Consider the following 24,377-nt stretch of genomic DNA (forward strand, 5'->3'; position numbering starts at 1 on the left):
GAGATTATCTCTGCCAATGACGTAGGTTTTGGATAGGCACAAACGACTGCCCGAACGTGGTCCACCGTCTCGCGACGTTGGCGATAGAAAACAGAAATACTCTATTGGTTTTTCTTCTGCTCGCGTTCACGCTCACGCTGTTGTTGGATGTCGTTTGCCTTGGCCTCCGCGTTCACGCTGTGACCGATCGACAACGCGAGCCGTCCGAGCATCGCAAAGTAGATAAACACTGCTGAAACGGCGGTAAAAATCCCCAGTACCGCTGCCGCCGGTGGCGCGAACATGCTCGAGGCGGCAAAGATCAGAAACGTAATAAAGAAAACGATCCCGGACGAAAAGTAAAATCCGCCCCAGGCTTCCTCGCAACGCGTCACGCTGCGTCCCACGTCGGGCGAAAAAGGGACAAAAATGTTTTGCATGTCGAGCATCGAGAGCAAGACAAACGGAAAGATCAGGAACGTCGAGATCATCGAAAAGCAAACCGTCGTCAGACTGTTTCCAAAAGTCATGTATCCGATGAACCATCCCGGACCGTAAGAGAGCCCCGCCGCCGCAAAACAGAAGATCAGCGGCGTGATCCATTCGGTCGGTTCCAACGTGACCGGCCACTCAGTGACACTTTCTTCCTCATTGGCGATCGATTGCATAATCGCAAAACCGCACGCCAGCACGACTGCGGCGAAGAATCCACCGGCCGCGAAAAGACCGACCACTAACATCGGCGAATCAATCGCGAGGGCCACAAACGCAACCGCGGAAGCCATCGTCGAAAGGATCAACCAGTGAGCCATCACGCCGATTTGCAGAAAGATCCCAAATACCGACGTGGCCCAATCACGAATCTTTGGAACATCCAGATCCGGCTTGGGTTCATCTTCTTCGATCTTCGACGCCGCTTCGAGCAGTTCGCTGGCAGATTTACGGAACGGGTCCGCCGGCCGATTTTCGACGTTTTGAGTCGACTCGGAGAACTGAAATGATGGCGCCGCCTCCATATCAATCTTCGCTTTTCGCGGAACACGCGGCGGTCGCGGAACCATCACCATGGTGAAGCAATCCCGACACCGAACCTTCTTCCCCGCTTGAGCGGCCGTCACGTTCGTTTGCGTCCCGCAACTTGGGCAACGGACCCGATACTCTTTCTGATACTGGATTTCGTCGCCATCTGAGTTCTTGCCAGCAGGACGTTCGTCAAACGTCGCGGCGATGTCCTCATCCGCGGTTGCGGGCTCATCATCTTCGTCAGGCCATACTGAATGATCAGGCAGAACCGGATCGGCTGCGGCAGGCCGAGGCTTCACGGGCTGCAAGGCGGGCAGATCGAGCCCCCAATCGTCATCCTCGCTCCCGCTCGTCGACTGCGGAGATGGAACATCCGTTGGTGCGGCCGGCTTGCGAGGTGATGTCGCCGATGGCCTTGGCGTCGAAGGTGCCAGGTTCAGCCAATCATCGTCGTCATCGTCAACCTTGGGAGCCCGCGTTTTGCCGCTGCCGGTTTCGTTATCACGACCGCCAGTGTCATACCCGGTTCCGCCCTCGAAACCAGGTACGATGAAAGCTTGACCGCAATGCGGGCAGCCAACGCGACTGCCGCCTGCATCATCAGAAACTCCGACGGCAGTCTTGCACTGCGGGCAATGCACCATCTGCGGCACGATATTTAAGCCTCCAGGACTTCGGCTTCGCGCGCCTTCGCGGAATCGTTCACGGTCGACTCAAACTTCTTCGTCAACTCTTGAACCTGTTCTTTGCAACGATCGCGATCATCCTCAGTCAGTTCATTGTCTTTTTCGGATTGATCAGCCGCTTTATTGGCATCCCGGCGAATGTTTCGAATCGAAACCTTAGCCTCTTCGCTGAGTTCCTTGATACGACTGACCATTTTCTTACGGACTTCGGTCGACAACGGCGGAACGTTTAGCCGGATCACTCGACCGTCGTTTTGCGGGTTCAAACCGAGATCGCCCGCTACGATCGCCTTCTCGATCTCTTTGATTGTCCCTGCATCGTAGGGGCGAATCAAGATTTGTTGTGGTTCGGGCGTACCGATAGAGGCCAATTGCTTCAACGGCGTGAACGAACCGTAAACCTCCACCTTGATCGAATCAACCAATCCTGGGTTCGCACGTCCGGTACGAATGCCTGCCAAGTTGTTTGACAAAACCGACACGGCTTTTTCCATCCGCTCCTCGGCATCCATCAGAATTTCGTCACTGGTCATATCAAATGTCTCCTGCTAGGTGGGAATCCAGGTTAATTAGTTTGTGAATCGTTCGGATCGCCAATCCATGTTCCAACGGTTTCACCCCGAACGGCTCGCACGATGTTGCCATCTCGTTTGAAGTTAAAGACCAAAATCGGCTTGCGATGCTCGCTGCAGAGAGCGATCGCGGTGGCGTCCATGACACGCAATTTCTTAGTGGTCACCTCTTGGTAACTGAGCTGATCGTAGAGCACCGCGTGTGGATTGATTTCCGGATCATCACTGTACACACCGTCAACCCGCGTGGCCTTCAAAATCACGTCGGCGTCGATTTCCAGCGCCCGTTGCGCGGCGGCAGTGTCCGTGGTGACGAACGGGCAACCGATCCCACCCGAAAGGATCACGACACGTCCTTTTTCGAGATGCCGGATGGCCCGCCGACGAATGAATTTCTCAGCCACTTTGTCAACCGGCAATGCGCTCATCACACGCGTAGGCAACCCGATTGCCTCGAGAGCATCTTGCAACGCGAGCGAATTGATCACCGTTGCGAGCATGCCCATGTAGTGGGCCGTGGCCTCACCGACGGTTGCGTTGGCCCCTGAAAACTGGGCTCCTCGCAAGATATTCCCGCCACCGTTGACGATGGCAATTTGGCAACCGGATTCGTGGGCGAGTTTGATTTGATTCGAAATCGTGGCCATTTCGGCACCACTGATTCCGCGTTTTCCGGACTCAGCCAAACTCTCGCCACTCAGCTTCAAAATCACGCGGCGGTATCGTAAATCAGCAGTATCAGACACGTTGGGACATCTAGAACGAGGACGGGGCAGCGACCAATTTGATCCAACAATAACGCTTGTTGGGTGACTTTAGAACATGGGGCCGGATCACAACGGGGGCATCCGGGCGGTGGGAAGACGTTTTAACCGTCCTTTTGCTAGGCGGGCTCGTCCGGAAGGGCTCTCACGCACCGCCCGTCGTCTTTCGGTCGCGCCACCAAAATATGGTACTGAGGACTCGACCAGGTCCTCTGAAAACGTTTCGCGGATTCCTCGTCTCGGTGCCAAACGAACACGCCCGGCCCCCAACTACTTTGTCCCACGCCCGCAAATCCGGCGTCCAGCAATTGATCGATCAGACGGGTCGTTGCCTCTCCGTTGTAGGCTCCTCCCTGAACGTCCGCGAACAATTCTCCGCTGAGACGATTGTACCGGGTCGCCGCTGAACAGAAGCGGTCAAAATCCCCGTCTTTGATTGCCGGCACGAGGGTGTCGGTTAACAATTTGGCAAGATGATCTCGGCGATCCGGTGCCACCGGCGAGAGCGATTCAAAACGAGCCTGCTCCTGTTCTCCCGACACCGATGCATCCGACGACAACGGTACCTTGGGGAACAAAATGGCCACTCGCCACTGAGAAGGCATTTCAAGACGCATGTCCAGCGGATTCGGCGTCACCCCGCTGCGATCCGCCTCCAATCCCTCGACGATGAATCCGCCCGAAAGATAACCGTGTGTCCCCACCGCGGATCGTCGCCCCCGATCGGCGCCTCGCAACCACAATTCACGATTTAACACTGGCGTCCCATTCAACTCTGACCCCAGATTCAACTCCTGCCCCACCGCCGGATCGCTCTCCGCCACGTCCGAAGACAAACGTAAATCCGAGTCGTCTCCAGGTATCGCAGGATAGGCGTGCAGGATCGCTTCGGAGATCGCCAACGACAATTGAGTCCCGCTGCCCAATCCGGAATGCGCCGGAGCAAGGCTTTGCACCTCGACGTGAACGGGCGGCAACGACCTACCAGGTTTGATGCGTTCCGCAATTCGCCCAGCAATCGCGATCGCCCGGTCACGATGATCCACCGACGAGTCGACCTGCGAATACGCGAACTCGGACGACGGGTGAGCCTCCACCACGGTCGCGGGCCGGTCAATCATCACACCACATCCACCAAACGGAGAGGCGATGTCGAGCAAGCCGAAATGCAATCGGGCACCGGTCGTGATCCGCACCCGTTTCATACCGAACTCTCGTTCGTAACGAGTAGGCGTTCGCGAATAAATGACGTCACGAGATCGAAGGCGGTTTGCTCATCGGGCCCCGCTGTCTTTTCAACGGGGACACGCAATCGTTTCAACTCGTCACGAATCTGCTCAGGATCGATCAATCCGATTCGCGTGGCCAAAATCGCCGCTTCGATCACCGCATGTTTCGCACGGTTGAACCCGAAAAAGGGACGCACCGTTCCCTCCGCAACACATCGCGCAGTCAACTCGTGCCGAGGTGGCTCACCTCCACGATCGATCACTTTGATCGCGAACCAACGATGACAATCGATTAAACGAACATACCCCGCGCCAGCGTCCTCGGCAGGGCAAACGAGCCCATTGGGCTGCACATCACCGATCGCGCTGCGTGCCAGCAGCAACACGTCATCGGTCACGTGAACGACAGCGTTTCCGGACGCGAGCAGATTTCGACACGTTCGCGATCCTTCATACGGGCGAAGCAAAAACGTGGGCAGGTTTTCTTCACCACTCGATTCCTGAACGATCGGCCCCATCGGCGCGATGTTCACGCGTCCTTCGGGACTCACCGTCGTGACAATTGATTCGAGAATCATGACACGGCCCCGTTGTCGTTCGCCAGTGGCGTCGGCGGCGGAACCGAATCAGCAGACGACGACTGCCGCGCCGAAAGTTTGCGCGATGCGGCGATCGACAGTGTCGGGAAAGGAGCCGTTCGGTAGGAGGCTGACTCACCTTCGCCGGTGGCCGACAATTCGCCCGCCCCCGACACTCCGCTCGCGCCGGCTCCCTCAATTTCATCGTCATCGGGGCTCGATGTCGGAAAGACGGATTCGGACATCCATACCACCGGTCGTCCCGATCCGAACGTGGCACCACGCACGTGGCGAGCCCGATCATGGTGACGATCGACCAAGGTAAAGAAGTTATGAATCAAGTCATGCCCGTGCTGCGTGAGCAACGATTCGGGATGGAACTGAACCCCATGGACACAGCGAGCGTGGTCCGAAATCCCCATCACGATCGAATCAGATTGATCGACATTTCCGTCCTCGGTCGATGTCCACGCCGTGATCTCGAGCGAACCGGGCAATGACGTCGCATCGACGCATAGGGAGTGATAACGCCCGACCGTCATCGGACACGGCAGTCCCACAAACACTCCTGTCGAATCGTGCTGGATCGAGGACGCGACCGCGTGTGCGGGCGGCGACACAGTGACCACACCGCCGTAAGCAGAGGCGATCGCCTGATGCCCCAAACAGATCCCCAAAAGGGGAATTTCTCCAGCGAGAGACCGCACCACATCGAGACAACACCCTGCCTGTTCAGGGCGATTGGGCCCTGGCGAAAGAATGATGGCCTCGGGCTGCAACTGATAACACTGGGCGGCCGTGATCGCATCGCTGCGGATCACACGGGTGGCTTTCCCCGCGAGCCGGAGATAGCGGGCGACGTTGTGAACGAAAGAGTCGTAGTTGTCCAACAACAGGATCAAGATCGGGTTACCGTCGCGGTTTGGCGAATTTGATTTTCTCAATCAATTTAACCACCTGATCCCCGTCCTTGTAACCACTGACCGCCGTGATCGCCCGAATAACGTACTCGTACCGCAAGTTGTAGTCGGTATCGATTTCGACCTCGGGCCCCTCCCCGGCTTCTTCCGCGACGGGCGCCGACGAACCGATTTGTCCGATGATGGTTCCACGGAGTTTGTCAAATGCTTCGGGACCGTTGCCCATTTGGATATCGTTGAGTTCCATGCCAACGAGAGTGCCGGTGTCGTCCGAACGCAATCGTAATTTCAGCGGCAATTCGGTCGGATCCACGGTGCTGTTGGAGGATCCGGCCAACGGCATTTTGACACTAAAATCGCCTTCCATCTCGACGATTTTGAAGGTCATGACAAAGAAGATCAGGAGCAGGAACACGATATCGATCATGCTCGTCATGTTCAGCTCATTCTTCTCGCCCGATTGCGGGTTACGAATTTTCATGAGCGATCCTCTTTCACGCGGAGGGCAAAATTAACGAGCTGCGAGTCCTGACAGACCCGCACGACTTCTTGTATCTCCCCGGCCGCACAATCCTTGTGTCCCCGGATCACCACGTTCGCATCCGCGGGCTTTTTGCCTTCACCGCGAATCACGGCCAACTCGCGATCGAGACCAATCCGGAGCGTCTCGGCGGTGTAGTCGTCCCCGCCCAAATAAACCCGACCGTCGGCCGCGACGTGCAACACGATCGGGAATACCAACGGAGCTTCGGGCGGTTTGACCAATTTGCTGTTGGGCAGCACGACGTGATCGTTTGCCTCGGTTTGGGCAAAGTTGATCAACACCATAAAGAACGCGATCAACTGAAACGTCATATCAATCATCGGTGTCATGTCCCCTTCGGCCATGTCCACCTTTTGTCGTTTGACACGCATGATTAGCGGCCCCCGGCCTTGGGTGTGGTGTCTTCAAATCGGCTCATCAAGTTTTCGCTCTCCACACCGACTTCGAGCAACAACCGGGCGACGCGGTTTCGCAAAATGTTGTACGCCGCGATCGCGGGAATCGCGATAAACAGACCGACGAGGGTGGTGAACAAAGCCGTCGAGATCCCGGCCGCCAAATCCGACGGTTTCGGCGTCGATCCACCGTTGGCAATCACGTCAAACGATGCGATCATCCCTTGAACGGTACCGAACAGTCCGATCATTGGGCTCAGGTTGCCGATCAACGCCATGTAACTCAGACGGTGTTCGAGCTTCATGCTCTCCTCTTCGCCGACTTCTTGCATTCCCTCGAGTGCCTTGGGATAGCCGCGAGAAATCTTTGACAATCCGGCGGCGAGCACTTGGCCGAGAACGGACTCGTCGCTCTTCGCCAAATCGTACGCACCCTGGTTGTCATTCTCATCGAGACGCTGACCGAACTCCTCAATCAGATCGAGTGGACAGAGCGTATCCCGACGGGCCGCGAGCATGTTCATGACGAACAGTGACACCAACGTTACCGACAATGCCATAAACACGATCAAGTAAGGAATGCCGAGCGACTTGATAAACCATCCGAGCAGCGATTGGTTGGGCGCGGAGCCTCCCGCGTCATCGCCACCCCCATTGTCGGCGGCTCCAGGGGCAGGAGCGTCCGGCACAACGGGCGGTGCGGGTTCTGGATCGGCACCAAATTCGGCCGCCGCGTCGTCTTGGGCAAACGCCGATTCACTGAAAATCGCACCGCTCGAAACGATGCCAACCACCAAGACCACCAACAAACTTTTCATGCTCCAACCGGGCAACACGTCGCTTATCCGCTCGGACATATATTTCATCGGGGTACCTTTGAATTGAATCGGTTGATACGTCAACACACCGATGTTCAATCGGGACGGCGGTTGATCTTGGTTACGGGGACATGAGCCTGCGTTGGCCAGACAATATCGATAGAATAATCGACCTCGCCCCCGATGGCATCACCCCGCCGGGGACAATCCCGATTCCGTCACGGCTCAGACGGACACCCTCATTCGATCAAAGGCAAACCGAATGGACGAAAAAGAGGAGGAAGAATGGCAGGATGCAAGCGATTGGGACGACGAAGACTACGACGAATTCCTGCAACGTGAATTCCCCGACTCAGCCGGACGCCGCGGCACCGGATTGCCCGCAATATGGCGGTGGACAGCGTGGATTCTGCTTGCAATCGCCGCGTTGCTATGGGTTCTGACGATGTAGAAGGAGGTGAAACCGCCGACGACTCCGAACCCGCTCTTCGCTTCAGTTCCTGTTTTTTCATCCGTGTCCCGATTTTGCTCCCGAGACCAAACTCGCCCCTGAATCAGCGATTCCACCGGGACTGAGCTCCCCGCCTGAACCCACCCTACCGCGGGGGCCCCTCAATACGAAGGAGCGCCTGACCGGAGAACCGATACCAACTGTCAATCGCACGGTTCTCAGCAACAAGGGGACACCAACGCGTGTCCCTTTGTCTACTGCGAACTGCTATCTTTTTCGCAGCACGACCAACCAGTCTTCCTCGGGAGTCTCCGGTGCGGTCCCCAACGAAACGCCAGCACCACCTTCGACCGTCGAGACAGAACCCGCTGCCAAAGTTCCTCCCGAGCGAGGGTTGAACCACTGAACCGAGTAGCGACCGGTCGCGTCCGAGAGGTCCAATTCCGTCGTTCCACCATCAGGCAAGTACACCAAATAAACCTCGTTGGGTTTGGCAAAGCAGAACTTCGACACGCCACGTTTGGGATTCCCGACGAGATCATCGAAGTTCTTCATTTCCCAAAACGGGATTTGATTGTCGTGGAAAAACCCAATCGCGATCCGGCAATAGTCCCAACTCTGATCGCGACTTCGCCAATCTTCGCACACGATATCGTTCTCGACATACGAATACCCGAAGTAGTACTCACACCCCGCGCCACCCGCCATCAAGTTCCCCCACAACGTTTGCTTGCGCACCTTGTGTTGGGTGTAGGTCATCTTTCCGGATTTGTCGCGTCCGTCAAAACCTTTGTATCCCAGATCGGGACACTGAGCATGTGCGGCAGACCCAGATTCATCAAACGCGACCACCCATGGTTTGTCCGCTTCCTCGGACGCCTTCACCCACTTGAACGTTTGCTCGTGCGTGGTTTCCAAACTGCTGTTCTGCAACGAAGCCCCCGTCAGTTGCGAGCGGTCTCCGAGCAACGGTTTGTAGACAAGGTCCTGCTGATTGGGATAGGTATGAATCACGATCGGATGATCATACGCATCGAGCTCGGCGATTTGATCGATCATCGCGATTTGCTGCGCGGTCGATTGAGTATTCTCCTCTCCGATGTTCCAGTTCAACGCCAAACCATGGCCAAACCGGGCAACCAACTCGCGACAGTAAAGTTTTCGTTGTGGCCCGAGGTCTCCCCCGTCCAAACTGGTCGGAACGAATCCGTCTCCTTTGCCTTTTTTGTGATCGTCGTTTTCGGTTTCTTGCATCTTAAAATGAAGATACATGCCTCGTGCGGTTCCATGATCGAAAACCATCGACCATTGGTCGAGCTTGCTGCAGTCGTAGTGCATTTTGTCTTCACGCTGGATGAACGGCCAAACGTTGTCGCCATCACCACCCGCGTTATAGGTCAAAAATGAGAACGCATTGCAGCCCTTGCCCGAAAGATAACTGATCGCGCCGATCAATCCCTTCCCTTTGCCATCAGCCCAAGTGGGATCTCCGCTTTGCCAATCCTTAACGTGAGCTTGCCAAGTCTTCAGGGGTGCCTTCTTCGGATTACCCGCGATGGTGTTATCGAAGTCGGCAAAGGCGAGCAATGTTTCGGGCGCGTCAGCGCCAACTTTCAGAAAATACTCACCCGAACCCGCGAACTGCAGATAGTGCTTGCCGACATAATTCAGTCGACCTCGAGATCGCAAATCACGCCCCGTTTTGTCGGACGGCACAACAGTAATCGTTCCTGATTTCCCGTCATACGCTGACATCGAATTCGCAGGGGCTTTGGTATCGATTGCCACATCGTTACCGCTGACCATGGACACCTGATATGTCCACTGACCGGGACGATCCGCGGCAAACAACGCGCGCCAAACCTGGCCAGACTCCGCGTGAGAATTAGCGGCGTCACCATCAGCGGCGAAGAAGCCCGGAATCACATATTGAGTTCCGTCATCATGCGTGAACGTTACCGTCATCCGGTAGTCGGTGAACGGGTTGGGAGCGTTGTCCTTTTCGTGAGCGTACGGCCCCTGGAGATCGAGGACGATCTTGTGCCATGTTTTCAGTTCCCCGCCGACGTTCACCGATCCGTCTCCGTCAACACCACGCGGCATTTGTAGAGGTTGGTTACTGACCGGAACGGTCGGTGCCCTCGCGGCGGTGTGGGCACCGCTGTTCTTTGCGCGAGAGGCAACCTTCTTCTGTGCGGCCTGTTCTTTGACGACTGGCATCGCCAATTCGCGAGTTGCATCGTCGGCCGGAGTGAACACGACTGCACTCCATCGAGCACGGCTGAATTCCTTACCGTCGCTGCTGCCCACGGACGAACCGACTTGGATGATCGCCCCTTCGGTAACGCGAACGTTTTCCCACGTGTGATGGAAAGCAGTGCCTTCCTCGTAAGTTGAATCGCTTAGCGAGTTCGTAAACTCGGCGAGTTTTTCATCATCCGCGGCAACCGAATAGGTCGACTTGCCGTCATTCTCACCGACCGTTTTTAGCGTGACGTGATAGAGCCCGGTGGGATAGGGAAACGTACGAGATACGGTCGCCTTTTTCCGTTGAGACGGATTGATCGCCAACCACTTCCCTCGATCCAAGTAATAACCGTTATTGGAACCTTCGGCGAACATCGTCGCAGGCATTTCAAGGTGCATTTCGGAGCTTGCATCGGAGGCAACCGCTACCGCGGTTTGCGCATGCGTTGCCTGCCATCCGGGCATCAACAAAGCCGCCAAAAGGATCACACGAATCAAGGGAACAAGAGCGTCAACGGTCATGGTATTACTCAGAGGTGGGATGGTTTGGGGGGATCATCATTAACGCGAAATCACGCCGAAGCGGCACAACTTTTCGTACAACCGATCGCGTCTGCGACCGCATCGGCAACGTCGCTCGTTGACGAGGTGCCACCGATGTCTCGCGTTCGCACGCTCGCGTCTTCGAGCACTTTCGCGACCGCCATTTCAAGACGCGCCGCAGCGTCGATCGCAACCGGATCGTTGTGTTGGTCGCCCAACCAATCGAGCATCATGGCCGCCGACAACATCGTCGCCATCGGATTCGCAACGTTCTTGCCCGCGAGTTGCGGTGCGGTACCGTGCGAAGGTTGGAACAAGCCGTGTTCGTCACCAATTTCGCCCGATGGGCCCAGTCCAAGTCCGCCGACCAAACCGGCGCCCAAGTCAGAAAGGATGTCGCCGAACTGGTTCTCCATCACGAGCACGTCGAAGTCCCATGGGTTTTGAACCAAGTACAAACTCATCGCATCGACGTAAACCGCATCGCTGCTGATGTCAGGATGCTTCTTCGCAACATCAAAGAACACTTCGCGGAAGAACGCGAGCGACCGGAACACGTTCGCTTTATCGACACAGGTCACCATCTTCTTTCCGTCGCTCGGCCGACCGTTGCGACGCTGGGCCAATCGAAATGCGAAGTCAGCGACGCGTGATGTTCCACGCCGTGTCACTACCAGAGTATCTGTCGCGACTTCATTTCCGACCTTCGCCCCGCCACCAAAGGACGCGAACAACCCTTCGAGATTCTCGCGAATGATGACAAAGTCAATCCCCGGTCCGGTATCGCGGAGCACGCACGGCGCGCCCGGATACAATTTCACCGGCCGTACGGCGGAATGAACGTCGAGAGCCCGCCGCAACCCCACCATCATCGTGGGCTGCACTTCGGTGCCGTCCGGGTAGCGAACGTCCGGCAGACCGATCGCCGAAAGAAGCACCGCATCCGACGCGACGCAGTCCGCCAGAACTTCATCAGGCAACGTCTCGCCGGTATCCCGGTACAACTCCGCCCCCGCACGGTGGGAAGTCATTTGAAGGTTAAGTCCAGGCGTCTCGGCAATAATGCGATCCAGAACGGTGCGGGTCGCACTCATGCATTCGGGGCCGATGCCGTCACCGGGCAATAACGCGATTCGATAGTCTTTCATTGGATTCAATCGATAAAAGTGAGATGAGTCTATTCTTGGCTGTGCCAGGTTTGAACGGATTTACTAACGAGTATGGGACCAACGGTCGCGTCAAACTCATGGAAGTGATCGGTTTGTTTGTGCGCCGCAAACGCCGCTGCGTCGTCGTACTTTTCGTACAGAAAACAGGCCTGCGGTCGGTCCTCGTCGTAACAAACATCAAACTGCTTGCACGCCTCTTCTTTCTCAAGAGAGTTCTCGGCTTGCGCTTTCATGGCGACACGGAATGCGTCGAGGTAATCGGCATGAACCTCAAAGGTGACAGTAACTACGAACATGGACAGCACTCCGAATAAATGGCCGGACAGGCGTACGCCGACCACTCGCAAGGTTTAACTAGACAAAACATGGCTGGCTCTGAAATCGGATCGATGACGTTTCGAAATCTCATTTGGCTAAATCACTGACCTGCTGCGGAGTGAGGAATCGCGTCGTTTCGTGACGCAGCAACAAGAACAGTTTCGCGGTCTCTTCGAGTTCCTCGGTGGCATTGACCGCACTCTCCAACGAGCCTCCGGCGACCACCGGACCGTGATTCGACAGCAGCACGGCGTGTGACAATTTCGCCGCCCGCTCAACCGCTTCGGCGAGCTTCATATCACCGGGAGGAAAATACGGCACGAGCGGCAACGTGCCGACTCGCATGACGTAATACGCGGTGATCGGCGGCAAGACATTTTGCTCGTCAATATTGGCAAGACAGGAAACGGCCACTGAGTGCGTTGAATGCAAGTGCACAATCGCCTGCTCGCCCGGACGTGACTGATACATGCTGTGATGCAAAAACGCCTCTTTGGAAGGCTTGTCGCCAGCGACCACATTCCCGACGTTGTCAATCTTCGTGATCCGATCGGGATCGAGACGTCCGAGACAACTGTTCGTAGGCGTGATCAACATCCCGTCAGGCAAACGAACACTAATGTTGCCTGAACTTCCCGCCGTCAAACCGCGGTCAAACAGCGACTGCCCCTGCGTCGCGATTCGCTCTCTCAACTCGCGTTCGCTCATTTCAGCATCTCCAATGCGGATTCAAAAAAGCCCACTCCGCCGAAATTGCCCGACTTCAGCACTAACGCCAACGGACGCTCACCATCGAGCGACTCCGTCCATGGAACTCCGGTGCATATCTCTGGACCGATCTTCAAAGCTCCTATCGAAAGTTCTCGAACAATCGCTCCCGATGTCTCGCCACCGGCGAGTACCAAACGATTGAACCCGAGATCCGAGACCAACCGGACTGTCGTTGCCGCCAAGAAGTTCTCGATCGCAAGCGCAACTTCCATCGCACCAAATCGACTTTGCATTTCCGCGATCTTGTCTGGCGCGGCACTCGACGCGATCAAAACAGGCTGAGACACATCGACTTGCCCGGCCCACTGAACGATTTTCTCCAGTTCTGCCGCGTCGTCTTCCATCACCGCGGCCACGTCGACGGCATAACAAGGACACTTCTCCTGCATGTATTTGACTTGTGCGGTCGTCGCCTTTGAACAACTTCCCGCGACAATCAAACTACGCCCCTTCACGCTCGGGATCTCCGGTGCAAAGGTTCCCGATCGCAGCAGTCCACATTTCCGATACGCATCGGGAAGGAAATGAGCCAATCCCGATCCGCCGGTCACCAACGGCATCGACGCACATGCCGACGCGAGTGTCGCGAGATTCTCATCACTGCAAGTGTCCGTCACCACCATCGAAACGCCATCGCGGCGCAGACGTGACAGACGCTCTTCAACCGAGGAGACGCCGGGACGAATGTCATCGTAAGAAACCAACCCGATCCCGCGTGACGTTTGTTTGGCGAGAAAACGAATCAGGTTCGCGTCCGTCATTGGGTTAATCGGATGACTCTGCATCCCCGACTCATTGAGCAACGAATCGCCGACAAACAAGTGACCGTGATACACCGTTCGGCCTGCCCGAGGAAACGCGGGGCAGAACACCGTTTGTTCAACACCGAGTGCGTCCATCAACGCTTCGGAAACCGGACCGATATTGCCATGCTCTGTGGAATCAAACGTCGAACAGTACTTGAAATAGAAACGAGCAACCCCGATTTCACGCAACGCATTCAATGATTTTAACGACTGCGAGATCGCATCCTGTGCCAGAATCGAGCGTGTCTTCAACGCGACCACAATCGCATCGGCTTCGGAAAGCCGCGCCAACGTTTTGGCATCAGGCGCACCGAGAACCTGAACGACGCGCATGCCGCCCTGAACCAAATTATTGGCCAGGTCGGTCGCTCCGGTCACATCATCTGCGATGCAACCCAGCACAGCATTTCGTTCTAAATTTTTTTCTGACATGGTAGATTATTAGTTGCACTTATCGCTCAATCGCTATCGCCCGGACCGGCGAACCGTCACCGCCGCCTACTTTCATCGGCAGCGCGATAAACTCCACGCTGGTTCGTGTGAGTTGGTCCAAATTCGCGAGCCCCTCGACAATCAAAACGTTTCCGCGAAACAGTGTTTGATGGACGGCGGTGAGTTCAACGGCATTGTTCACGTCGGCGACCGAGGGTGGCTCGACTCCGATCATTGCTACCCGGCGATCAACTAACCAATCCGCCAGTTCCATCGAAATTCGCGGCAACTCGTTTCGATACTCGGGTGTGCCATACCGTTTGTGCCAATCCGTTCGAAACAACAACCGTGATCCCGCACTAATCGATTCCGCATGAGTTCCGAGATCGGCAACGCTGATTAACTGTTTCGGTGCCGCCGGGGCGAGATTGATAACGATCGCATCACCAACACAGACGGACAGGTCCTGTTGATCCAGAGTCGCACCGTCGCTCAAGAAATGTCGGGGCGCATCCATGTGCGTACCGCAATGGGAATAAAGACTCAATGTTGTCGCGTTCCAACCTTCCACTTCGAGCCGTTTGGCGACAGAAATGCTCACGCCGGGCATCTCACCGTCGACCGTCAGACTTAGATCGATCACTCTCATTTTGAATCCCCCGCCAATCCTCTCACCGGCAACTTGGATCGCGACGAATCATAGATCGCATCGACCACCGCCAACGACTTCAAGTACTCACGCCCGCTCGTTTCCATCGCCGTTCCCGCGAGAAGGCTGTCGACGAAATGCCGTTGCGTTGCGAACACACAATCGCCCGCGAACCCACGCCGATGACACGCATATTCGATGTCACGTTCCGGTTGCCCCAGCGGCTGAACCGTGAGTTGCCCGTTGCCATAGAGTCGCAACGTCCCACCGCTGCCATCGACAACGGCTTCACCAAACGTAAAACGCGCGTCAGCCGACGTCGGCTCGTTGTATCGGTTCCCCTGCCAAATCCCATTGGCACCGGACGCAAACTCAAACAACACCGTTCCCGAATCTTCACCCGCAATGTCGGGATTGTGTTTGGTCAGGTTTGCGAACACCCCATCGATCTCTCCCGCGAGGAAACGGAACGTGTCAACGAAGTGAACACCAGTCTCAAAGATCAACAGCCGAGGCATTTCTCGGAAGTACGGCTGGCGAGCCAAATACGCATCCGACTGCCAACCGTCGCCCATCCGACACTCAAACGCGACTGAGAACAATTGATCGCCGATCGCGCCGTCTTCGATTTGGCGACGAATTTCTCGATACCATGGTTGAAAGCGAAAGTTCTCGTGCACCATCAAGGGCACTGATGCCGATTCCGCAACGCGAACAATCTCTTTGGCTTCGTCGATCGACGGCGCGAGCGCCTTCTGACAGATCACCGCAATACCACGTTTCGCAGCCTCGGAAACCAACGCGAGGTGCGAATCGGGACGCGTAATGATGTCAATGAAATCCGGTGCTTCTTGGTCCAGCATCTCGCCGACGTCGGCATACGTTTTCTCGATGCCGTATTTGCCCGACGCTTCCTGAGCAGCCTCCGCGTTCACATCACAAATAGCCGACAACTCGACCTCGGGAAGACGCCCCCAAGCATCAAAATGAAATTGACTAAAGTAGCCCGCACCGACAGCGACTCCTTTGAGTTTTTTCATACCAACGCGCCCCGTTCGATACGCGTTGAACCCACATTACTTGCGGCCTCGGGCATGGAATGAAAGCCGCCACAGAATCCGTGCCCCTCGAATTTCGCATCGAGCAAACATTTTGTGTCCAACAAACAAGACACACCGCCATGCCCTGTCCCTTCCCGTGCCTCACGCTTTGGTTCGTAGACAAATTTGGTGTAGAGCAGCGCAGCCATCACCAACAAAAACATCGCCAAGAATGCCCCAAGGCGAATCTTCAATGCCGATGAGGAAATCTCTTTCAGCTCACGCCGCGGGTTCATTAACAACCACGCACCCAACGCTAAAAGGTTCATCACCGCCGCGAAAAGAAAAAACGAATTCGCGGTCCCCGTCGTTTCGGCAATCCCGGGGACGGTCACGTTGGCAACAAAGAATGGAAACGCCACTGCACTGACCGCGGCGCCCATGTTACCGACCATGTTCATCGCGGCCGATACCGCGCCCGAACGCGACCCACCAATGTCCATGCAAAACGCCCAACTCGGGCTAAGCGTCATCTCAACGCCAAATGTTCCCATGGAAAAGAAGAAGATGAACATCCACACGCTCGTCGATTCCGTGACCTGCGTGCATAGCAAAAGCCCGATCGCCCCGAGAGCAAAACCCATCATCGCTGGTAAACGGCGTGACATCACCGGCATGTCAAGTTTGTGCAAATACGTCACCGCATAACCCGACAGCCACAACGCCACGGCGCCGCACAGCAACGGCAGGGAAGCCAAGTACGCATACTCGCTGCCATACGTTTCCACCAGATAAGGTTGCAACCATGTGATGCTGATAAAGAACGTAATGTTACTCGCCGCGTACTGGAACATCGCCAACAAAACGTTTAACGACGTGACGACCTGGACGTAGGGGACCTTGGATTCCGTCGCAGCTTCTTCGGCGATCCCACGCTGGATCAATTCCAACTCGGCCGCGTTGACTTTCGAATGCTTCGCGGGATCATCGCGGTACCACCACCACCAGATTCCTCCCCACAACAAACCCACCGCAGCGTTAGCAACAAAGGTCATCCGCCAACCGATTGCGGAGATCAGCATCGGCATCAAAACCAACGACAACGCCGCCCCGATGCGTGCCCCCGAATGAAAGATCCCTTGTCCTAAACCGCGTTCTTTCGCGGGCAGCCAACTGTACATCGCGCGGGTCGCACCGGGATAAGCGCCCGCTTCGCCCACACCGAACAGAAAACGCACAACCAACAAACTGATCGCCGTGTACACCGCCCCAGTCATGGCAGTGAAAATGCTCCAAATCGCGACGACAATCGTCAGCCCCAATCGCGGACCAACGCGGTCACTAAACCAGCCAGCGGGGATTTGAAACAACGCATAGCCGATAGCAAAAATACCAAAGACGTAACCCATCATCTGGTCGTCCAAACCCGAGATCTCATCCTGCATCGGGCCCTTCGCCGCAGAGATGCAAACGCGATCCATGTACGTATTTACCGTGTGCAAAAACACAAGGAAAACAAGCCAGAATCGCTGGGATGTGGGGGCAACAGGATTCATCAAAGACAGATAAGAGAATGGCGTTCGGGTTATCGCCATGGTAGCCTTTAGGGGGTTCCGAATCCCCAAAAAGCAACAACGACAGTCAGCTTCGGCGATGATTGTACTGGCTCGTTCGCTCGGTACAATTAAATATTCCTTAACGATCATTCAGGAATCCGAAATGAATGTTTCTGTCGAATCTGCTCTCCGCTCCTCCGCGATTAACATCGCTCATTTGCACACGTTTCGACATGTAATCCAGCAAGGTGGCTACGCTGCGGCGGCCCGCGTCACGGACCTCTCCGTACCTTCGATTTGGCAGCACATTCACGCGCTCGAAAAGTTGTATGAGGTAGAACTGTTCCACCGTGTCGGACGACAAGTCCGGCCGACCGCCGCGGCACAACAACTCTACGAAGAGATTGACGGCATTCTCGTTCAGCTCGAATCCACATTCGAACGAATGAGTCGCGAACCGAGCAAGCAAACGATTCGCTTGGTGTCGGGCGTCCGGATGATGATCGAAGACCTTGCCGAACCACTCGCTCAATTTCACGAACAACACCCCAACCGGCTCGCCATCCGCCAGGGCAACGAGCGACGCGCATTAGAACTGTTGCTCGCCGATGAAGCCGACATCGCACTAACGCTCGAACCTGGACTCCACCAAAGTTCCACTGCGATTCACTACGAACCGGCCTACACGGTTGAGTTCCTGGCCGTTTGCAGCCAATCACACCCGTACGCGAAAGCGCGTTCGAACAGTTTGCGGGAATTGTCCAAACATCCTTTGGTGGTGACCGCCGCTGGCACCCACGGACGCGACGCGTTAGAGCAAGCGTTTCATCGCGAAGGGTTGGTGTCCAACATTCACATCGAAACCGACAACAGTGCTTTCACCATCGCCTGCGTCGCGGCAGGGGTCGGGGTTGGAATTCTGGCCGGCCGTCGACAGGGAGACCTCTGCCAAAAGTTAGCCACGAGGTCACTGAGCAAACAACTCGGTAAACGCAAAATCGTCTTCATGTGGCGGCGAGGACGATTGCTTACCGAACCGATGCTGGAATTGATCGAAGCCGTTAAACGCATCGAAACTGAAGAATAACAACGACGCACCGAAGTCAGGTCGCCTCTCCATTTGACGTGCCCGATGAGGCCGACGCATCTCGTGACTTCGACGAAAGGAGTGCGTTCATCAACTCCTGGGGCATCGATCGTAAATGAAGATCACGCTGTGGGAACGCAATTTCGATCCCTGCGGCGTTGAACTCTTTATTGATCATCGTATGCAACTCATGAATCGCGGCTAACCGGTTGTCGAGATCGGCGAGATAACACCGCAGCACAAGGTTCAACGTCGAATCACCGAAACCTTCAAACGTCACATTGGGTGCAGGGTCATCCGAAATCGAACTGTGCTCGCCGCAAATTTTCTTTAGCAACTCACACGCTTGATCGGTATCGCTTCCGTACGCGACCCCGACCTGAACCACCACACGGTTCGTCGTGTCAGTCAACGTCCAGTTAACCAACCGACCTGTAATCAAATCTTTGTTCGGAATGATCAACTCCTGACGATCCCAATTAGTGATCGTGGTCGCTCGCATGCGGATCCGTGCGACAACACCGGTGGTGTCACCGAGCGTGACAACGTCGCCGACACGGATCGGCTGTTCAAACAGAATGATCAACCCGCTGACAAAGTTCGCGAAAATCTCCTGCAACCCAAAACCGAGACCGACGCCGAGAGCCGCAACCAACCATTGAATGTTGTCCCATCGCAAACCGAGCGTCTTCGCACTCAGACTGAACCCGAGTGCCATCAACGCATAGGTCCCGAGTGTTGTGATTGCGTATCGAACCGGCTTTTCCAGGGGCAACCGCTCCAAGAGCACGCCTTCGATCAATCCCGGCAGGTTTCGCACCGACGCCCAAGTGAGCACAACGATCGGAATGGTTTTCACCACATCCGCGAGCGTGATGTAAACAATTTCATTCTTGTCATCAACGCTCGTCCATAATTGAATCGACTCGAGATAGCCGACCGCGGGCAAAACCGGTGACCAAATCCAAGCGACGCCGATCAGTGTCCCAATCGCCAAGAAGGTACTGAGCAAACGGCTCGTTTGCGCGCTGATCTCAGACGCTTCCATACTGGCGGGTTGCTCGACATCGACTCCGACCGAACCGATCCGATCGGCCTCTTCCAATCGTTCGCGGTGCACCGCCCACGCAAGTCGTCGACGCTGAGTGAGCAACCATCGCCGCACTGTTCCGCCGATGAAAAACGCGACGACACAAAGCCAAAACGTGTAATAGAGTTGTTCGACCAAGACCTCCGCCGCGCTGCCGTAACCGATGATCGAAACAATCGCAAACACGATCGGCAACCAAACGATCGGCAGAAACCAAATGTGTCTCAAACGTGCCAACCAACCGTTAGGGTTCTCACGAATCTCGACAGAAAAAATCCCTTTCTTTGGCTCGAGCGTCCGCCACAACACAACACTGAGCAGCACCATGGCCGAGATAAACATCAACCGGCTGAGAGCCTGCGTCAGTTGGTATCGGCCGAGCTGCGCCGTCGTGACATAAACGATGAGCAGCGGCAACCCGATGTCGATGAGTATTCGTAACCAGCGGCGCAAGCCACGAATCGAATCTTCGTCGGTGCCGAAGTGAGCAATCGCGAGCCCCTGGGGACGTAACCATTGCCGGAGTAACTCAATCGGGAACGCCACGATTGCGGCGAGATGCAGTGCCTGAACGATCGCTCGAACGAGCGGCTCCTCACCGCCCGATGCCATAAAGGCGTCGCCCGTAACCCACAGCAACGCGATCAAAGGCAGCATCAAAGCAAACGACAACAACGACGTCGCAAATGTGGGATGAAGCGAAAGATTCTGACGACTCGAGGCCTTCTTTCCGTGCTCGATAATCCGGCGCCTCAATCGTGCCCCCAGTCCCAGAATCGTCGCCAAGGCAACAAACGCAATTACGATCAATTCGGGGCGGTTCCAATAGCCTTCGAACAACCGCATGGCCAGCAACTTCAGATGACGTGGGTGGACGATCCACCGAAATGACCGCCACGCCAACGGGATATCACGCAAACGAAACACCGCTTCATTTCGGATCCAAACGATATGCGATTCGATCAGCGACGATAGTTGAGAGACGGTTTTGCGCAGGCTCTCCAACTCGCGACGACGCTCAGCGAGTTTGGTCAGGTGCGTTTCGAGGTCAGAGATAAACTTGACCAGCAACTCAACCTCCGTCGCAGGCAAATTGCTCGAACTCCGGTTGTTCCCGAGGATCACCCGATTCGAGAAAACCTCCATCGGCAACTCACCAGCAACAGAATCGTCGATGCCCTGAAGAGTTAATTCGAGTTGTCGTTGCAGGTCGCGTCGTTTTTCGATCGTCCGATCGACCGCTGAAATCGTACTGCCGATTTGGCTGAGTGATGGCAATCGGTTCTTCAGTAACTGCAACTGCAGCCCCACGCTGCTGGACAGTCGCTCGCCGGTCCGATTGGCCTCCGCGATCAGTGCTTGTGTGTCGGCATATCGCTCCGACCATTTATCGGTCTCGATCTTTTCCTTCGCCAACATCCGGCTGGCCTGATCGGTCTCGCTAATGATATCAATCCAAACCTTTCGGAGCTTGAGGATTTGAGATGACTCGGCGTCGCCCCCCGTGGCTGCGATTTCCTGTTCGTATTCTTTCAGGTCATCTTCGATCTGGCTCTGTCTTCGCTTCTGCAAGATCGAAGACCATCGCTCGTCGACTAATTCGGCTTGGCGAACGTTCCGTTGTTCAGCGGCACTTTGGAGGGGCAGGAGATCGGCCTGCGCCTCAAGCAACATTTGTTCGCGAAGGAGTGCATCGAGCTGTTGCTTCGCGGTGGCGAGCTGAGCCACCAATAGTGACTCGCGAACATGCTTCAACTTCCCATCGGGATCGTCATTGAGTTCGCCGACGGACGAGGCTTCGAGCGTTTCGATTTCACGACGAAGCGAAGAGATCTCACCCGGTAATTTCTCCAACCGAGCCTTACGTGACGCGATCGCGGCATCCGCTTTCTGCAGTCGTTCACGAGCGGCCACTAACTGCGATTCGGCAAGGACGACCTTTTGCTTGACCTCATCAATGTTGAGAAATTCATCGTTGATATCGGACGGTTCTTCGAGCGCTCGCTCGGATTCCTTCTTGGCGGCCTTTTTGTCGCTGTCGATTTGCTTCAACGACTTTTCGAATCCAGCAACCGCATCGGCTGCCGCACGCTGATTGGCGAAAACCTTGGTGAGATCCTGCAACGTGGTGACGATGAGATCCTTCAACATCGGGTCGAGCGATTCGTCAGCACTGACCCGAGCCAACTCGTTGGCGACGGCCTCGGAGTTTGTCAGTGGCGTCAGCTCGAGTGGTGTTTTCGAATCTATCGAAATAGAACCCGTGCGAGACGTCGATGAGTCAGCAACCTGGAACGGCGTCGCGACCGCGACGTGATGAATCGGCAGCGAGGCAAGGTTTCGCCCAATCGCAACCGAGGGAGCTTCCTGCCCTGACGCTACCGAGCACGCGGCCCCCCACAGCACGACCACTGCCAACCATGAAATTGCATGATAGGAAATCGCACGGTAGTGATGGACGCCCGGCCACAAACCGCCAAACCACGGGGCAGGGCGTCGCTCGAAGGCTCGTTCGAAATATCTAGATTGTCGCAACATGTGGCGTAGTTTGTGAAATCAATGCAAAGGGCCGAAAGGGCAAAAGTCGTTAAGCGATTTTGCGGCTTCTCTTGACAGAATCGAGCCCATTTTGATAGCCGATGGAAGTATGGGCGATTCCTCTAGCCATTACCGTTCCGAAAAGACCTCTCTCACGCCATTTGCGGTGCGAATATGCGGCTGCGCGTTGCTTGAATCCTCTGCTCCCAAAAACCAACGGGGCGATTATCGCCACGCCGTCATCCCGCGTCGTTTTCATCGAACCGAAACCACACGTCCCCGTCAAATCATGAACTCTTGCTGGCAATTGCTGATTTGCCTGTGCGTCCTGATGCCCTGGCTGGGAAATCAACCAACTCTCGCGGACGCCCCGCTCGCTGGCTCGCCGCTGACAGGCGTGCCTTCGAACAAAACGCAATACGTGCTGCTCAACAATGACCGCGTCCTAAGTGGAACGGTCTGGATGCGTGGATCCTCCGTGATCGTCAGGCGTGGGCACGAAGCCGAATTGACTTTACGTGCCAATCAAGTGCTCGCAGTCGAGGATGACTTGATCAGCCTGTACCACGCTCGTGTTCGATCACAACGGCGCCGAACTCTGCCATCAATCAATGTTTTGATCTCCGACCTGCGTTGGTGCATTGACCAGCGAATTCCTGATCAAGCGACACGGCTCTTGATGCAGATCTACTCCGCCTCGCCGAACCATCCCGTCGCACTGCAACTCGAATCGAGATTGCGCCGGCTGGCCGAATTGGATTCACTCGATGAAGACTCCGCCGTGGCCGTGATGAACCTCGACGTCGAATCGTCCTCGGTCAATGAAATCCAACCGGCCAGCCACTCGGTCGAACGCCCCGCATTGGATTCGATGCAGCATCGAACCGAATTGCCGATCAATCCGACCACCGCTCCCGCTTCGCTGCATCGATTCACAGCAAGAGTGCAGCCAATTCTCATCTCACGATGCGCACGATGCCATCACGACGATGCGCCCGTTGCCACGAATTGGAACCTCGTTTTACCACCGAGCGGTGCGTTACGTGTCACGCAGCGCGGATCGATCGCCAACCTCGAATCAACCCTGCCGCATTGCGATCCAAACCGTCCATCCTCGAGTGCCCTCATCACCATGGCAACGCAGTGCCACGGAGAAGAGGTGGAAACCGGAACGTTGTCACGAGCCAAACAACAACCACCTATCGCGGAACACGAGACCGCGTTGGTTCGCACGCTGGTCGAATGGATTGATTCCTTGTCGGCACAAACCATTCGCGACTCAATGCAGTCACAGGTGGCGTCGTCAGACGAAACTGAAATGCTGAACGATGGCGAGATGAAGCGAGAAGGACGACTCAGTCCGATCCAACCGTCTGAAGTTGCCGCGTCACTTTCCAGCCCACCGGTTCCCGACGGTTCCCCGCCCGCATCCGGCGGGTCGCCGATAGAAGATCCGTCAACTTGGTCGCCAATCCGCGAATCACAGGCCTCGGCGGCATACGATGAGCAAACCCGAAATTCGGCTCGTCCTGTTCGGCTGCCTGTCGTCGAAAACCCCGATGATGTGCGGCACTTCAACCGAGAAACACGCCTTCTGCGGCAACTCGGACTGGGCCGCGAGTAACGCGATTTACTGGCTGTATTTATTACGATCGCTGCATCGTTCTCGAAACCACCGGGTTGCCGGCACGCCGGTTGCGACATTGATTTTCTTCGTTTCAGGCGTTCACTCATACACGTGAACGCATTCGAGTTCACTAACGAAGAAGCAGATCATGGACTTTATCCGTCTTTTGCTGGCGTTCGTATTGCCGCCGGCTTCCGTCTACGTTCAATTCGGAACCAACAAATACTTTTGGATCAACTGCGTCCTAACGCTTCTGGGGCTCATCCCTCTTTATAGCCCACATCTTATTAGCTAGTTCCGAAGACGGTGTAGGCTTCGCGGTAGGCTTCCATTCGCCGCAGTCCTCGCCAGATGGTTTTTGATCCAGGCGGGCCTTGGCCTTTCTGATTTAGGTAGCCTCCTAGCTTTGCCAGGATCAGCATGAACTCCGCGATCGTCGGCGGTGTCGGGGGAAGCTTCCGCGTCTTCGTGGCAACCATCATTGCGGGTTTCCACTCACTGGCCTCAAAGTAATCCTCGCAACTGGCATCGCCGTCGACCCGAGC

At 55.8% G+C, this 24,377-nt stretch carries 23 protein-coding genes; 4 read left to right on the forward strand and 19 right to left on the reverse strand.

Annotated elements, in window-relative coordinates; genetic code table 11:
* Window positions 1-101 precede the first annotated feature (101 nt).
* From FHS27_RS14395 to FHS27_RS14435, 9 genes are all read right to left on the reverse strand, one after another.
* A complete protein-coding gene (locus FHS27_RS14395; RefSeq protein ID WP_184305643.1) occupies window positions 102-1,646 on the reverse strand; it encodes a hypothetical protein in 1,545 nt (514 codons plus the stop codon).
* Between the two features lie 14 nt (window positions 1,647-1,660).
* Entirely contained in the window at window positions 1,661-2,221 is a 561-nt protein-coding gene (frr, locus tag FHS27_RS14400) for a ribosome recycling factor (RefSeq protein WP_184305599.1), read from the reverse strand.
* A gap of 32 nt (window positions 2,222-2,253) precedes the next feature.
* The gene (gene pyrH / locus FHS27_RS14405) at window positions 2,254-3,006 is read right to left on the reverse strand and encodes a UMP kinase (protein WP_009100641.1); all 753 of its coding nucleotides are present in this window, start codon (window positions 3,004-3,006) and stop codon (window positions 2,254-2,256) included.
* 137 nt (window positions 3,007-3,143) lie between these two features.
* Window positions 3,144-4,229: a GHMP family kinase ATP-binding protein gene (locus tag FHS27_RS14410; protein ID WP_184305600.1), complete on the reverse strand. Its 1,086-nt coding sequence runs from the start codon at window positions 4,227-4,229 to the stop codon at window positions 3,144-3,146.
* Entirely contained in the window at window positions 4,226-4,831 is a 606-nt protein-coding gene (locus FHS27_RS14415) for a DUF447 domain-containing protein (RefSeq protein ID WP_184305601.1), read from the reverse strand. Before FHS27_RS14415 ends, FHS27_RS14410 begins: the two co-directional genes overlap by 4 nt.
* Window positions 4,828-5,775: an anthranilate synthase component II gene (locus FHS27_RS14420; RefSeq protein WP_246419775.1), complete on the reverse strand. Its 948-nt coding sequence runs from the start codon at window positions 5,773-5,775 to the stop codon at window positions 4,828-4,830. Before FHS27_RS14420 ends, FHS27_RS14415 begins: the two co-directional genes overlap by 4 nt.
* A complete protein-coding gene (locus tag FHS27_RS14425) occupies window positions 5,741-6,232 on the reverse strand; it encodes an ExbD/TolR family protein (RefSeq protein ID WP_184305602.1) in 492 nt (163 codons plus the stop codon). Before FHS27_RS14425 ends, FHS27_RS14420 begins: the two co-directional genes overlap by 35 nt.
* Window positions 6,229-6,666 carry an ExbD/TolR family protein gene (locus tag FHS27_RS14430; RefSeq protein WP_184305603.1) on the reverse strand — a complete coding sequence of 146 codons (438 nt, stop codon included), beginning with the start codon at window positions 6,664-6,666 and terminating at the stop codon, window positions 6,229-6,231. The genes FHS27_RS14425 and FHS27_RS14430 overlap by 4 nt, the downstream gene beginning before the upstream one ends.
* Window positions 6,667-6,668: 2 nt before the next feature.
* On the reverse strand, window positions 6,669-7,547 hold the full coding sequence (locus tag FHS27_RS14435; RefSeq protein WP_390853549.1) for a MotA/TolQ/ExbB proton channel family protein: 879 nt from the start codon (window positions 7,545-7,547) through the stop codon (window positions 6,669-6,671).
* Between the two features lie 223 nt (window positions 7,548-7,770).
* Here FHS27_RS14435 and FHS27_RS14440 point away from each other — a divergent pair, with 223 nt between their 5' ends.
* Entirely contained in the window at window positions 7,771-7,959 is a 189-nt protein-coding gene (locus tag FHS27_RS14440) for a hypothetical protein (protein ID WP_184305604.1), read from the forward strand.
* A gap of 267 nt (window positions 7,960-8,226) precedes the next feature.
* On the opposite strand, the gene FHS27_RS14445 is transcribed toward FHS27_RS14440, so the two are convergent.
* The 8 genes from FHS27_RS14445 to FHS27_RS14480 form a co-directional block, all read right to left on the reverse strand.
* Window positions 8,227-10,728: a DUF5060 domain-containing protein gene (locus FHS27_RS14445; protein ID WP_184305605.1), complete on the reverse strand. Its 2,502-nt coding sequence runs from the start codon at window positions 10,726-10,728 to the stop codon at window positions 8,227-8,229.
* Between the two features lie 50 nt (window positions 10,729-10,778).
* Window positions 10,779-11,897, reverse strand: a complete 1,119-nt coding sequence (locus tag FHS27_RS14450) for an isocitrate/isopropylmalate dehydrogenase family protein (RefSeq protein WP_184305606.1) — start codon at window positions 11,895-11,897, stop codon at window positions 10,779-10,781.
* Between the two features lie 29 nt (window positions 11,898-11,926).
* Entirely contained in the window at window positions 11,927-12,214 is a 288-nt protein-coding gene (locus FHS27_RS14455; RefSeq protein WP_184305607.1) for a putative quinol monooxygenase, read from the reverse strand.
* 109 nt (window positions 12,215-12,323) lie between these two features.
* Window positions 12,324-12,944: a 3-oxo-tetronate 4-phosphate decarboxylase gene (otnC, locus tag FHS27_RS14460; RefSeq protein ID WP_184305608.1), complete on the reverse strand. Its 621-nt coding sequence runs from the start codon at window positions 12,942-12,944 to the stop codon at window positions 12,324-12,326.
* Window positions 12,941-14,245 carry a 3-oxo-tetronate kinase gene (gene otnK, locus FHS27_RS14465; protein ID WP_184305609.1) on the reverse strand — a complete coding sequence of 435 codons (1,305 nt, stop codon included), beginning with the start codon at window positions 14,243-14,245 and terminating at the stop codon, window positions 12,941-12,943. The genes otnC and otnK overlap by 4 nt, the downstream gene beginning before the upstream one ends.
* Before the next feature lie 19 nt (window positions 14,246-14,264).
* A complete protein-coding gene (locus tag FHS27_RS14470; protein WP_184305610.1) occupies window positions 14,265-14,894 on the reverse strand; it encodes a cyclase family protein in 630 nt (209 codons plus the stop codon).
* Entirely contained in the window at window positions 14,891-15,934 is a 1,044-nt protein-coding gene (locus FHS27_RS14475) for a Gfo/Idh/MocA family protein (RefSeq protein ID WP_184305611.1), read from the reverse strand. The genes FHS27_RS14470 and FHS27_RS14475 overlap by 4 nt, the downstream gene beginning before the upstream one ends.
* Entirely contained in the window at window positions 15,931-17,490 is a 1,560-nt protein-coding gene (locus tag FHS27_RS14480; protein ID WP_184305612.1) for an MFS transporter, read from the reverse strand. The genes FHS27_RS14475 and FHS27_RS14480 overlap by 4 nt, the downstream gene beginning before the upstream one ends.
* Window positions 17,491-17,653: 163 nt before the next feature.
* Here FHS27_RS14480 and FHS27_RS14485 point away from each other — a divergent pair, with 163 nt between their 5' ends.
* Window positions 17,654-18,577, forward strand: coding sequence for a LysR family transcriptional regulator (locus FHS27_RS14485; RefSeq protein WP_184305613.1), 924 nt, complete (start codon window positions 17,654-17,656; stop codon window positions 18,575-18,577).
* 16 nt (window positions 18,578-18,593) lie between these two features.
* Here FHS27_RS14485 and FHS27_RS14490 read toward each other — a convergent pair whose 3' ends face one another.
* Window positions 18,594-22,205, reverse strand: coding sequence for a mechanosensitive ion channel domain-containing protein (locus tag FHS27_RS14490; protein WP_246419784.1), 3,612 nt, complete (start codon window positions 22,203-22,205; stop codon window positions 18,594-18,596).
* Window positions 22,206-22,494: 289 nt separating this feature from the next.
* On the opposite strand from FHS27_RS14490, the gene FHS27_RS14495 reads away from it, so the two are divergent.
* Window positions 22,495-23,829 carry a hypothetical protein gene (locus FHS27_RS14495; protein WP_246419786.1) on the forward strand — a complete coding sequence of 445 codons (1,335 nt, stop codon included), beginning with the start codon at window positions 22,495-22,497 and terminating at the stop codon, window positions 23,827-23,829.
* Window positions 23,830-23,980: 151 nt separating this feature from the next.
* A complete protein-coding gene (locus FHS27_RS14500) occupies window positions 23,981-24,127 on the forward strand; it encodes a YqaE/Pmp3 family membrane protein (protein WP_184305615.1) in 147 nt (48 codons plus the stop codon).
* Here FHS27_RS14500 and FHS27_RS14505 read toward each other — a convergent pair.
* Window positions 24,120-24,377: IS4 family transposase (locus tag FHS27_RS14505; RefSeq protein WP_315854567.1), on the reverse strand; the 258-nt coding region annotated here is incomplete at its 5' end. The genes FHS27_RS14500 and FHS27_RS14505 overlap by 8 nt on opposite strands.

This window comes from Aporhodopirellula rubra, assembly GCF_014192335.1.
GTDB lineage: Bacteria > Planctomycetota > Planctomycetia > Pirellulales > Pirellulaceae > Rhodopirellula > Rhodopirellula rubra.

Bases quoted from the DNA above. Each gene is read 5' to 3' on its own strand.
- otnK (WP_184305609.1), bottom strand. From the start codon at position 14,245: ATGTCAGAAAAAAATTTAGAACGAAATGCTGTGCTGGGTTGCATCGCA.
- FHS27_RS14500 (WP_184305615.1), top strand. From the start codon at position 23,981: ATGGACTTTATCCGTCTTTTGCTGGCGTTCGTATTGCCGCCGGCTTCC.
- otnC (WP_184305608.1), bottom strand. From the start codon at position 12,944: ATGAGCGAACGCGAGTTGAGAGAGCGAATCGCGACGCAGGGGCAGTCG.
- FHS27_RS14475 (WP_184305611.1), bottom strand. From the start codon at position 15,934: ATGAAAAAACTCAAAGGAGTCGCTGTCGGTGCGGGCTACTTTAGTCAA.
- frr (WP_184305599.1), bottom strand. From the start codon at position 2,221: ATGACCAGTGACGAAATTCTGATGGATGCCGAGGAGCGGATGGAAAAA.
- FHS27_RS14415 (WP_184305601.1), bottom strand. From the start codon at position 4,831: ATGATTCTCGAATCAATTGTCACGACGGTGAGTCCCGAAGGACGCGTG.
- FHS27_RS14455 (WP_184305607.1), bottom strand. From the start codon at position 12,214: ATGTTCGTAGTTACTGTCACCTTTGAGGTTCATGCCGATTACCTCGAC.
- FHS27_RS14430 (WP_184305603.1), bottom strand. From the start codon at position 6,666: ATGCGTGTCAAACGACAAAAGGTGGACATGGCCGAAGGGGACATGACA.
- FHS27_RS14395 (WP_184305643.1), bottom strand. From the start codon at position 1,646: ATGGTGCATTGCCCGCAGTGCAAGACTGCCGTCGGAGTTTCTGATGAT.
- FHS27_RS14440 (WP_184305604.1), top strand. From the start codon at position 7,771: ATGGACGAAAAAGAGGAGGAAGAATGGCAGGATGCAAGCGATTGGGAC.
- FHS27_RS14425 (WP_184305602.1), bottom strand. From the start codon at position 6,232: ATGAAAATTCGTAACCCGCAATCGGGCGAGAAGAATGAGCTGAACATG.
- FHS27_RS14470 (WP_184305610.1), bottom strand. From the start codon at position 14,894: ATGAGAGTGATCGATCTAAGTCTGACGGTCGACGGTGAGATGCCCGGC.
- FHS27_RS14450 (WP_184305606.1), bottom strand. From the start codon at position 11,897: ATGAAAGACTATCGAATCGCGTTATTGCCCGGTGACGGCATCGGCCCC.
- FHS27_RS14485 (WP_184305613.1), top strand. From the start codon at position 17,654: ATGAATGTTTCTGTCGAATCTGCTCTCCGCTCCTCCGCGATTAACATC.
- FHS27_RS14495 (WP_246419786.1), top strand. From the start codon at position 22,495: ATGAACTCTTGCTGGCAATTGCTGATTTGCCTGTGCGTCCTGATGCCC.
- FHS27_RS14445 (WP_184305605.1), bottom strand. From the start codon at position 10,728: ATGACCGTTGACGCTCTTGTTCCCTTGATTCGTGTGATCCTTTTGGCG.
- FHS27_RS14490 (WP_246419784.1), bottom strand. From the start codon at position 22,205: ATGTTGCGACAATCTAGATATTTCGAACGAGCCTTCGAGCGACGCCCT.
- FHS27_RS14410 (WP_184305600.1), bottom strand. From the start codon at position 4,229: ATGAAACGGGTGCGGATCACGACCGGTGCCCGATTGCATTTCGGCTTG.
- FHS27_RS14435 (WP_390853549.1), bottom strand. From the start codon at position 7,547: ATGTCCGAGCGGATAAGCGACGTGTTGCCCGGTTGGAGCATGAAAAGT.
- FHS27_RS14480 (WP_184305612.1), bottom strand. From the start codon at position 17,490: ATGAATCCTGTTGCCCCCACATCCCAGCGATTCTGGCTTGTTTTCCTT.